At 40.1% G+C, this 11730-nt stretch carries 7 protein-coding genes; all 7 read left to right on the top strand.

Annotated features, from left to right (window positions below; genetic code table 11):
* Positions 1-31: 31 nt before the first annotated feature.
* Positions 32-1408, top strand: a complete 1377-nt coding sequence (locus H6F77_RS14565; RefSeq protein WP_190489412.1) for a sensor histidine kinase — start codon at positions 32-34, stop codon at positions 1406-1408.
* Between the two features lie 116 nt (positions 1409-1524).
* Positions 1525-3366, top strand: a complete 1842-nt coding sequence (locus H6F77_RS14560) for an EAL domain-containing response regulator (RefSeq protein ID WP_190489411.1) — start codon at positions 1525-1527, stop codon at positions 3364-3366.
* A 413-nt stretch (positions 3367-3779) separates the two neighbouring features.
* Entirely contained in the window at positions 3780-6059 is a 2280-nt protein-coding gene (locus tag H6F77_RS27425) for a glycosyltransferase (RefSeq protein WP_199321345.1), read from the top strand.
* A gap of 42 nt (positions 6060-6101) precedes the next feature.
* Positions 6102-6908: an ABC transporter permease gene (locus H6F77_RS14545; RefSeq protein WP_190489410.1), complete on the top strand. Its 807-nt coding sequence runs from the start codon at positions 6102-6104 to the stop codon at positions 6906-6908.
* Positions 6909-6986: 78 nt separating this feature from the next.
* Positions 6987-7670, top strand: a complete 684-nt coding sequence (locus H6F77_RS14540; RefSeq protein ID WP_309228853.1) for an ABC transporter ATP-binding protein — start codon at positions 6987-6989, stop codon at positions 7668-7670.
* 37 nt (positions 7671-7707) lie between these two features.
* Positions 7708-9567, top strand: coding sequence for a glycosyltransferase family 2 protein (locus H6F77_RS14535; RefSeq protein WP_190489408.1), 1860 nt, complete (start codon positions 7708-7710; stop codon positions 9565-9567).
* Positions 9568-9929: 362 nt separating this feature from the next.
* The gene (hflX, locus tag H6F77_RS14530; protein ID WP_190489407.1) at positions 9930-11639 is read left to right on the top strand and encodes a GTPase HflX; all 1710 of its coding nucleotides are present in this window, start codon (positions 9930-9932) and stop codon (positions 11637-11639) included.
* Positions 11640-11730 lie beyond the last annotated feature (91 nt).

Below are 11730 nucleotides of genomic sequence, written 5' to 3'. Positions count from 1 at the left end.
TCTAATCAAAAATTGCTCTAAACTTCTTCGTATGTCAAAAATTCTTGTAGTTGAAGATGATTCGGCAACACGCCTACTTCTTAAAAGAGACCTGCAACTTTCTGGCTATGAAGTGGTAGTAGCCAAAAACGGTGAAGAAGGATTAAAACAAGCATTTGAAGTACGTCCGGCATTGATGCTATGCGATTGGATGCTACCACTAATGGATGGGGTAGAAATTTGTCGTCGCCTGAAGGCAACACCCGATCTAGCAAGTACATTCTTTATTCTGCTAACTGCTCGCGGTACTGTAGCCGATCGAGTTGAAGGTTTGGATGCGGGAGCGGATGATTTTCTCTCTAAGCCTATCGATCCCAATGAATTGCTTGCACGGGTAAGAGCGGGATTGCGGCTCTACCGATATCAACAGCAATTGAGCGAAGCAAATCAACAACTAAGCCAAGCCTTACAAGAATTGCGGCAAACTCAGGCACAGCTAGTACAAAGCGAAAAAATGTCTGGTCTTGGTCAGATGGTCGCCGGGATTGCCCACGAAATTAACAACCCTATCACTTTTATCAGTGGCAACCTTGCCCATACTAGCGAATACGTCAACGACTTGCTAGAGTTAATGCACCTTTATCAAAAACACTATCCTAATCCTGTTGTAGAAGTTAAGCGGGCAGCAGAAGAAATAGATTTTGAATTTGTCACTAGAGATCTCCCAAAGACTTTAGAATCTATGCAAAATGGGGCCTTTAGGATTCGGGATATTATACTTAGCTTAAGAAAATTTTCCAGGCTTGACGAAGCCGAAATCAAAAAAGCTGACATTCATGAAGGTCTTGATAATACTCTTTTAATCTTGCAGCATCGGCTGCATAGAAATAGTCTAGAAAATCTTTCACCGAATTGGGATTACAGTATTGAAATTATTAAAGAATATGACTCTTTGCCGTTGGTGGAGTGTTACCCCGGCCAGTTGAATCAGGTGTTTTTCAATCTTCTGAATAATGCTCTTGATGCTTTGGAAAAAGCACAGGAATTAGTACCCCAAGATCAAGAATCCTTTGCAGCCGCCAATCTCATATTACAGCCTTTTAATAGGGGTAGATTAAAGGATGATAATGAAGAAGAAAGGCGTTCTCCTACTATCAAAATTCGCACCAGAATGTCCGATGAAAATCATATAGAAATTAGGATTTGTGATAATGGTTCAGGAATGACGCCGGAAGTTAGAGGGCGGTTGTTTGACCCGTTTTTTACCACTAAACCAGTTGGCAGCGGCACGGGTTTAGGGCTGTCTATTTGTTACCAAATCGTGGTTGGGCGTCACGGGGGTCAACTTAAGTGCAATTCCCAACTGGGAGTTGGTACCGAGTTGGTAATGCAGATTCCGATTCGTCAGTTTAACGATAAGAAAATTTAAAAAGAGTACGCAATGGGTTATCGGTAAGCGGTAAAATGGCAAAAACATAACATAACTATTGACCCATGAACGAACAGCAATTTTTTATTCTAAATATTATCAGGGTTTAACTGATAATGAAAAAAATTTTGGTGATAGAAGATGAGCCATCCATTTCCAGCCTCCTAATCAAAATCCTGGCTTCGGAAGGGTTTGATGTCATGTCAGCTGACACGGGTTTGAGTGGCGTGCAGATGGCATATAAAGAGTTGCCGGACTTGATTTTGTGCGATATTATGCTGCCATTTTTGGATGGTTACGGCATCTTAAAGCACTTGCGTCAAAACCCTGCTACAGCTGTGATTCCGTTTATTTTTCTGACTGGTCTAGCGGACAGGTCGGCTCTGCGTTTGGGGATGAAATTGGGAGCGGATGATTATCTTACCAAACCTTTTACGAGACAAGAATTGCTAGACGCGATCGCTACTCGGTTTAATAAACAAGAAGTTGTCAAACAGCAGTACACAACGGCTCTTAAACAGGCAGCAGAACAACTCAATCAGCTAATACACTACGACAGCTTGACCAATCTCCCAAATCGGCTTTTGTTGCGAGAGCAGTTCAATCAAACTGTACAACAATGCGGGATGAGTTTTACAGGCAAGAGCGGGGAGGGAGAAAGCACTAGAAATAAACCAAAATTACAGCCTTTGGGTGAAAATCAAGAACTTAACTCATCTCCTGGAGCCTTTTGCTTTTTGTCTGACTCTCGTATGATACCCATCCTGTCATTGAGTTTAGACCGATTCGAGTGGTTAAATCGCACTTTGGGGTCAAAGGGTAGCGATTTGTTACTTCAAGCTCTAGCAGAACGTTTGATATTGTGTGCGGGTGACAGCAATTCGGTGGCGCGATTGGATACATCTCAATTTGCCATTATCGTCAATCCAACTGCTCAAAAACAAAATGCTGCTGATGTTGCTCAAAACATTTTGAATGCCTTATCTTTACCTTTCCTCTTGAATACTCAAGAACTTTTCATCACTGTTAGTATCGGCATTGCTGTTTATCCCGAAGATGGTTGCGACCTCGACCACCTGCTAGATTACAGCCTAGCAGCTATGCATGGGGCGAAAAACAAAGGAGGAAATTGCTATGAGTTTTATACAGCTGCGCTTTCTGCAAAATCCATCGCTACGCTGGAACTAGAAAGCAGTCTGCATTACGCCTTAGAACGAAATGAATTGCAGCTATATTATCAGCCAAAAGTTGATGTTCAGACGCTAGCAATTGTAGGTGCAGAAGCTCTCATCCGCTGGCAACATCCTACACGCGGTATGGTTTCGCCAGTTGAATTTATTCCCATAGCAGAAGAAACTGGCTTGATTGTCCCCATTGGTCAATGGGTATTGCTTACAGCTTGCCGACAAGCTAAAATTTGGCATGATGCCGGGTTTCAGCTGTCGATGGCTGTTAACCTATCAGCATATCAATTTAATCAACCCGACCTCAGCTACCAGGTTGTTGAGATTTTAGAAGATCGCGATTTGGAACCTAAATGGCTGGAGTTAGAGCTAACTGAGAGTATATTGGTGCAAAATCCAGAAGCAGCGATCGCGACTTTGAAAGAATTAAAAGGGTTAGGTATTCAAATTTCTGTTGATGATTTTGGCACCGGTTATTCTTCTTTGACCTATCTGAAGCAATTTCCCTTTGATACATTGAAAATCGATCGCAGCTTTGTCTGCAACCTGATTAATGATGCCAAAAACGCCGCCATTACAACTGCCTTGATTCAGCTCGCTCACTCCCTAAATCTGACAGTCATTGCTGAGGGAGTGGAGACAGAAGCGGAACTGGCATTCCTACGTCAACATCATTGCGATGCAATGCAAGGCTATCTGTTCAGTCCTCCTGTACCACCACCTGCTTTTGAACTGTTGCTCAAGGCAGGCAAACAATTGCACTTTGAGTTATAGAGAGATTTAATATATGGATAAAATATTGCAAAAGCTAACGAAAAGATTGTATAAAAAATAGCATATTGTTAACAATATAGTAACGGGTGCTAAAACAAATTCTTAGCTCCTGACAAAACTCAAAAAAAGCATTAATGTATTAACAATTACAGGCCAATTACAATATCGGTCTATCTAGAGATAGATGACAAAAAATTTATTCCCTTATTAACTACACATATGTAACTTTCCGTTCATCTACATAGTAGATTTTATAAAACTAGATTATGGATGAAGCGCTGATATTATAAGCGGGGTTCTCATTAGCCATTACTTGCCATAACAGATATTTTAAATGTATGGCAGCTTATTATGGTAAAACAGGTTAACGACATCCCCGAAGCCGATTCAAATAATTTAGTTAGTTAAATTTTATGTGCATCTCTAAAATAGCTAGTGTTATCGTTACTTGGAATAAACTACATGATGTTTGTTCTGTAATTGAAGACATTGCTAACTTAGAATTGCACAATATAGCACTTGATATTTATCTTGTAGACAATGCCTCAACCGATAGCACGCAAAGTTACATAGAGCAGCACTATCCTCAAGTCAAAGTTTTGCAAACAGGCAGCAACTTAGGAGGTTCTGGGGGATTTTCTTACGGCTTGGAGATTGTTAGCCAACTTGAATATGATTTCTTTTGGTTACTCGATAATGATGTTCGTCTAGATACTCTGGCTCTACTTCCGCTAGTTGAGACGTTACAAAATTACCCTGAAGTGGGTTTAGTGGGTTCTCAAATTCGTAAACTAGATGAACCCAATACTATTCAAGAAGTGGGCAGCTTTATCAACAGTAAAAAAGCACACCTTACAACAAATTTCGGCAATTCATCTATTACTTCAGTTGAGGAAATATTAGCAGGCAAACCTTATGTCAGCGTAGATGCCTGTGCTGCTGCGTCGTTATTAGTGCGCCGTGAAATTGTCCAACAAATTGGAGTATTTGAGAATTATTTTTTACATTTTGATGATGTAGAGTGGTGCTTGCGAGCCAAGCAGGCTTCGTGGGTAGTTGCATCTAACCCAGCCTCAATTGTTTGGCATAAATCGCCAGATTTTAAGATTAGACCCTGGATTAGCTATTATGACGAACGTAATCTATGTTACTGCTGGCAAAAACATCGCCCAAACCTGATATTAAAAAGAGTTTTTGTTAGTCTGCCACGGCTGATTTATTATGCAGCTACAGGACGCTACTTTTTAGCACAAATTTCTATTCGAGGGTTTCAAGATTTTGTTAAAGGCGTTCGTGGCAAAATGCTAGAACCATTGTATACAGAATCTTCTTTGGAAGAAATTATTATGGCTTCATCTACAGCCATGGTGCAATCTACTATCTATAAAGATAGCGAGCAAAATAGTATTTTCAAAAGTTTAGAGGCTGAGCAAAAACTTACTGTCTGGTTTCCACCTAATACTTTATTAAGTCGCCTTTGCCTCTGGTTAGTAGCTTGTTTTTGGAAACCAGTTGATGTTGCAATAGTTACCTACCGCTATCCTGAATTTTATGCTCTGAATCTAGCAAAACACGTCTACTTTTTTACAGGTAGCGGTTATGTGCCTGCTTCATTCAATCCTATTGTTTTGATGAAGGAGATTAGTCAGACTATACTTCAAATGTGGGAAGTTTACTGGCAAATTAGTAAGTTTAAGTTCTCAGAAATACCCCAAGCAATATCAAATAAACTGTTTCCGCTAGTATCTATCGCCATCTGTACTGCCGATAGACATATTTTTTTAAAAAAAGCTCTTAATTCTCTAGAATTTATTAACTATAAAAAAATTGAAGTGATTATTATTGATGCCTCATCAACTACAGAAACGAGTGAAATGCTCTGTACTTTATCAAGCCAAATTAGCTGCAAGTTTAAATATTTTAAAAGCGAACCTAGAAATATTAGTTACTCAAGGAATATAGGTATTAAGTTAGCATCAGGTTCAATTATCGCTTTTTTTGATGATGATGCGATTCCACCAGGCGAGTGGATAGATAAACTATTAATTACCTATTCGGTTTATGGAGACAAATGTGCTGCCGTTGGCGGGACAGTTCGAGACTTAACTCGTCCTGGATATCCCTTGCAGTTCCGGCGCGGCATCAGCAGCGTGCTAGGCGAAACTATTCCTATTCGTGCTGCTGATGCTGCTAATTATAACCAACCGAATGGGTTTTGGTATAACGGTCTCATGGGTACGAATTCATCTTATCGGAAAGACCTGCTGGAGAAAATCAACTGCTACGATGAGTTTTTCGATTACTTTTTAGATGAAACGGATGTCTGCTTGCGCTTGATTCAGGCGGGATATGACATCCATTATGCTGATGTCGTCGTAGATCACTACCCTCAGCCTAGCCACAATCGTATTGACCAAAAACATCTAACTTGCTGGTATTCAATTGCAAAAAATACAACTTATTTTGCTTTGAAACATGGATTTAAAGTGGTTCCTTTTCCCATACTTGTCACTCGTCTAACATTCCTTTTAATTTACCGCTGCTTGCTAAGAATACTACGCCTCAAATTTACTCATAACCTTCCTTACTTAATCTTAATTAATTACATACAGCAGGCTTTTCAGGGCATTCGCGTAGGTTGGGCAGCTGGGATGACTTTGCACAAAGTTAATTTTAACCGACAGGCTTGCTAGTATTTATAAGCATTAAAATCTAATAATTTTTGGTATTTAAGAATGATTGTTTGGCTAAAAGATAACTCAAACTGGTCTGAAGTGCGGCATTACTGTGAATTACTTTATGTATTAGTATCCCGGAATTTGAAGGTGCGCTATCGAGGTTCTTTTTTAGGAGTATATTGGTCTCTGTTCAATCCGTTGCTGATGACGGGCGTGTATACAGCAATTTTCGGAACGGCATTTGCATCGTATTATGGCAACTCTATACTTAATTATGTGTTAGCAGTTTTTACGGGGCTAGTGGCGCTAAACTTTTTCTCGGCGTGTACGTCCCAAGCGTTGTGGAGTGTGGTGAACAATGGAGCATTGTTAAATAAGATTCGCTTGCCAGTGAGCGTTTTCCCGCTTTCGATGATTGCTGCGAATGTATTTCAATTTGTGGTCGGCGTGTTGCCGTTGCTGGCTTTTGTAACTCTGCTGAATTCTAAGAGTTTGGTGAATGTATTGGCGCTGCTGTTTCCCTTAATATCCCTCACTTTGGTGTGTACTGGGGTAGGATTTTTGGTTAGTGCGTTATTTGTATTTTTTCGAGATTTGAATTACTTTTATGACTTAGTTATATTTGTGCTGTGGCTTAGTACTCCCATATTCTATCCATCAGCAATTGTGCCAGCATCGGTGAGGTCAGTTTTGGTATTGAATCCGCTGTTACCCGTTATTGAAAGTATTCGTCAGATTTCGTTATCAGGAGCTTTACCAGATGTTAGCGTTATTGGGCAATCTTTGCTTAGTGGCACGATTATTTTGGCACTAGGATGGAGTTTTTTTCACGTGTGGCGGCATTTATTTATGGATCTGCTGTAAATGGAAGTAATTCGGCTTGACCAAGTTTCGCTTTGGCGAAGGACCCAAGAGGAGTTTTCTTATGATCTGAAAAAAACAGTGTTGTCTTTTTTGGAGGGTAAGTACCGTAAGCCTGCAAAGAAGTTAGTGCTAGATCGGATTGATTTGGTGGTTAACCCGCAAGAAAAGGTGGGAATTATTGGGGCGAATGGTGCTGGTAAATCGACGCTTCTGAAGGTGATATGTGGAATTTTGCGACCAACGAGTGGGGGGGTACGGGTGCGGGGTAAGATTGCTCCTCTAATTGAGTTGGGGGCGGGTTTTGATAAAGAACTTTCGGTGATGGATAACATCGTACTCTATGGAGTATTGCTGGGGTTTTCGCGGAAAGAAATGATCCATAGAACGCCATCTATTTTAGAATTTGCCCAGTTGAAAGACTATGCTTTGGTTCCCGTGAAGGCTTTATCATCAGGTATGGAAGCACGTTTGGGATTTGCGATCGCAACTGATGTGCAACCGGATATTCTAATTCTTGATGAAGTGCTATCTGTGGGTGATGAAAGTTTTAAAGATAAGTGCAGACAGCGAATTGAGAATTTTTGGAAGGCTGATGCGACTGTTTTGGTAGTCTCCCACGATCTGGAGTTTGTAAAACAATCGTGTCAGCAAGCAATTTGGTTGGATAAGGGCAAAGTCAAGTTGGTAGGCGATGCAGATCGCGTAGTTGAGGCTTATCTCATAAATACAGCGATCGCTGGGTCTTCTGGCAATCCTATCTAATTTTTTAATTACCATCATTAGTAGTGAGTAAATACCTGTGACAGATCTTCTTGTATCGCCAAGGTTGGGTAATAAAAGCCTAACAACATCGGGGAAAATTCAAAATATAATTTTCCCAACTCTTGATATATGTACTGTCGAAAACCTATTTTTACGTCAAAATTCTAAAGTTATTTTAACTTATGAACAAAATTATGCAGAACTCAAAAAAGGGGGGATCATAAGTTTCGATACTTACTTTAATTCTTTTTCAGTTCAAAAATGGAAAGATTACACCAATGTAAAAGCCATAAGTATCAATCTAAATCTAAAAGGAACATTCAAAGTTAAGCTCCTAAATATAGATTATTTCTCACAATCTACAAAGTTAGTCAATCAAAAGATTGTAACGGCTGAAGCTTTAGATGAATTATGCGTGTTTGAGGAAATACCCATACATCCCTATACAGGATTATTGTATGTGGAAATTGAGGCACTGGAAAATAATTGTCTATTTACAGGTGGGTGCTTTTCCACAAAAATAACCACCAGTCAAACTTCAGATGTAAAAATTGCAGTAGCTATTTGTACATATAAACGAGAACCATATGTACAAAAAAATATGCAACTTATAAAAAAATATTTATTCAATAAATCAGCTTTAGGGGAAAAGTTTGAAATATTTATAATTGACAATGGTAGAACTTTAAAGGAATTAGACCATCCTCAAATACACGTGATTCCCAATAAAAATGCAGGTGGTAGTGGAGGATATACTAGAGGAATTATAGAAGTCTTAAAAAGAAAAGATGAATTTTCTCACATTATATTCATGGATGATGATGTTGTTATATATCCAGAAGTGTATGAGAGAATCTATAACTTTCAAAGGCTTGTGATTAATAAAGACATATGTATTGGTGGCAGTATGCTAAAACTAGACAGCCAGTATATCCAGCATGAAAATGGAGCAATATGGGATAACGAGACTGTCAGGCTAAAGCCAGATATGGATTTAAGAGATGTAAAAAACGTTTTATTTAATGAGATTGAAGAACATATTAATTACAATGGCTGGTGGCTATTTTGCTTTCCTACCAAAAACATAGATGAGTTTAGTCTCCCTTACCCATTTTTTATAAAAATGGACGACATGGAGTTTCCTCTAAGATTAAAACAAAAAATTATAACTTTAAATGGTATATGCGTATGGCATGAAGCACTAGAGAACAAGTACTCCCCTATGCTAAATTATTACTTCAGAAGGAACGAAATAATTTTAAAAACTCTATGTTCTGATGAATTCACTAAGATAGATGCGATAAAATATTTTGTTAAAAATAGCCTCAGAGAGGCATTCTGTTACAGGTATAAAAGCGCAGACCTTGTATTAAAAGCTGCATCTGACTTTCTCCAAGGCCCTGGTTACTTGAAAACTATAGATCCTGAACAGAATAACATAGAGATTTTAAAGCTGGGAGAGAAAGCGGTAAAAAATCCCCAACTGCCATTTGTACATGGAAAATACATGGAAAGTATTGAGGAAACCGAAAAGACAGTTCACCGTTTTATAAGGTTAATAACTTTGAACGGCCATCTTTTGCCTTCTATTTTCTTTCATAGAGATAAGGTAATAACCAACGGCGGATACAGAGTTGCTCCTATACAGGGTTATAGACCTGTAAATATTTTTAGGGCTAGAAAAGCGTTATATTACAACTTAACAAGTCAGGAAGGATTTGTAGTTGTATTTTCGAGAGTCGAGTTTTTTAAAATTTTATATAAGGCAATTATTATTGCTGTTCAGGTATTTTTCCAATTTTCGGATCTAAAGAGATTATACAGAAAAACTCGGCCAGAGCTTACTAACAAAGCTTTTTGGGAAAAATATTTAGAGATAAATAAATACAGCGAATAACAGGACCGATCATAAAAAAAATTCAGTAATTGAGGTAGATTATTTACCGTAGTTTGAGGGATAAAACCAAATGGGTTAATTTTAGATGCTTGGGGAAAGCTCGCACTCAAACCAGCCTACAAGTTTATTAACTAAATTATTACCTTAAGTAGGCGATCGCGTGCATTGAAATTATAAAATAAACTGCAACTTGCTTACCCAATCTCGCGATGCAGATTGAGCAGCAACTACGTCTTTTGATAGAGGGCGTTTGTAACTTATGTTCCCTGGGATAGTTAGTCCAAAGGGAAGATTAAGTTAAAGAGAAATATTAGTAAATATTAAATTAACAAATTCAGAAGCAAGTTTCCTGGCTAAGTATTATGGAGACTATTTACGGCAATATTCAAGGATTAAAATCTAGCCATATTAAGCAACTAAAGCAGCTATACGAGGAGCGTCAACCAAGCGATCGCGTGACTACCCCCGAATTTGCCCAAACTTTGGTAGCCATCAGCGGGGAAATTCACCATCCTGTCTGCATCTATGTAAATCGGCGCGGACAGACGATCCGAGTTGCAGTAGGTACGCCAAGCCAAACTCAACTTCCACCCGCCGAACTGCCTCGGCATAGCGCTGAACGCTTGAGTGGCATTCGTTGCATTGCGGCTCAACCACATCCACCCGATGCAGCATCGTTGACGGCGATGGTACAGCAGCGTTTAGATGCCTTAGTGGTATTAACCCCCACAATCGAAGCAAGCGATCGCAAGAAAAAGGGTGCAACTGCCCATGTTAAACAAGCTTATCTGGCTTACCTCGTAACCGATGGCGAAACGCCCTGGACAGTTTCCCCTCCCATGAGTCTAGATGCTCTGACCGACCAAGACTTTGACGACTTAGTTCATGAGTGGGAGAAAGAGTTCAAAGAGTCAGGTAATGGAACATTCCAGTTTGAGCAATTAGAATCCGACGGGGACAAAGTTCTGCTAGTGGGATTGATGACAGATGATGTCACACCGCAGCGCTTTCAAGATGGACTTGACGAACTCGTGCGCTTAGTGGAAAGCGCTGGAGGAAAGGTATTGGAGACGGTAACGCAAAAGCGATCGCGTCCCCATCCTCAAACTGTCATCGGTGAGGGAAAAATTGAAGAAATTGCGGCTTTAGCTCAAAAGATTGGTGCTAATTTAGTTGTCTTTGACCGCGATATTTCCGCCTCTCAAGTTCGCAACCTGGAAAACAAAATTGGTATTCGAGTTGTAGACAGAACAGAAGTAATTCTCGATATCTTCGCTCAACGCGCTCAATCTCAAGCAGGTAAATTGCAAGTAGAACTAGCTCAGATGGAATATATGCTGCCTCGGCTTCGCGGTCGAGGACAGGAAATGTCCAGGCTAGGGGGTGGAATTGGGACGCGAGGCCCTGGTGAAACAAAACTAGAAACAGAGCGGCGAACCATTCAGCGGCGGATTGCACAACTCCAACAGGAAGTAAATCAATTGCAGGCACATCGCGCCCGCTTGCGACAACAAAGACAACAGCAAGAAATTCCCGCGATCGCAGTAGTTGGTTATACCAATGCTGGCAAGTCTACTCTACTAAATGTGTTAACTCATGCCGAAGTTTATACGGCAGATCAACTGTTTGCAACTCTCGACCCAACAACGCGAAAACTGGTAATTACCAATCCAGAAACTCATGAAAAAAGGTCTGTTCTGCTGATAGATACGGTAGGGTTTATTCACGAACTGCCGCCACCTCTAATGGATGCTTTCCGAGCAACCCTAGAGGAAGTAACTGAAGCAGATGCGTTGCTTCATGTCGTCGATCTTTCGCATCCAGCTTGGGAAAGCCACATTAGCTCAGTCAAGGAAGTGCTAGGAGAAATGCCCGCGCTTCCAGGTAAAGCGTTGATTGCCTTTAATAAGCTCGATCGAGTAGATAGCGAAACTCTGGCTTTAGCTCAAAGAGAGTATCCCGAAGCAATCTTTATTTCAGCTACTGAACGTTTGGGTTTAGATACGCTACGACAGCGATTGGTGCAACTAATTAACGAAGTTGCTTCACCTGTAGTAACGGCTCAAAGCTGATATACCGATTCACTTTATTAGCGATACAGTTGAGTTGCTCTTAGCCCCTCTTAAAAAGGGGCGCGCTGTATCATAATTTAAGTGAAATGGT

Source organism: Microcoleus sp. FACHB-831 (assembly GCF_014695585.1).
Taxonomy (GTDB): Bacteria; Cyanobacteriota; Cyanobacteriia; order Cyanobacteriales; family FACHB-T130; genus FACHB-831.
The sequence above is the reverse complement of the archived record's forward strand: the minus strand, read 5'-3'. Positions and strand labels throughout refer to the sequence as shown.

What these genes read in the sequence shown, in the direction of transcription:
- H6F77_RS14565 (WP_190489412.1), top strand. Translation starts at nt 32, where the DNA reads ATGTCAAAAATTCTTGTAGTTGAAGATGATTCGGCAACACGCCTACTT.
- H6F77_RS14560 (WP_190489411.1), top strand. Translation starts at nt 1,525, where the DNA reads ATGAAAAAAATTTTGGTGATAGAAGATGAGCCATCCATTTCCAGCCTC.
- H6F77_RS27425 (WP_199321345.1), top strand. Translation starts at nt 3,780, where the DNA reads ATGTGCATCTCTAAAATAGCTAGTGTTATCGTTACTTGGAATAAACTA.
- H6F77_RS14545 (WP_190489410.1), top strand. Translation starts at nt 6,102, where the DNA reads ATGATTGTTTGGCTAAAAGATAACTCAAACTGGTCTGAAGTGCGGCAT.
- hflX (WP_190489407.1), top strand. Translation starts at nt 9,930, where the DNA reads ATGGAGACTATTTACGGCAATATTCAAGGATTAAAATCTAGCCATATT.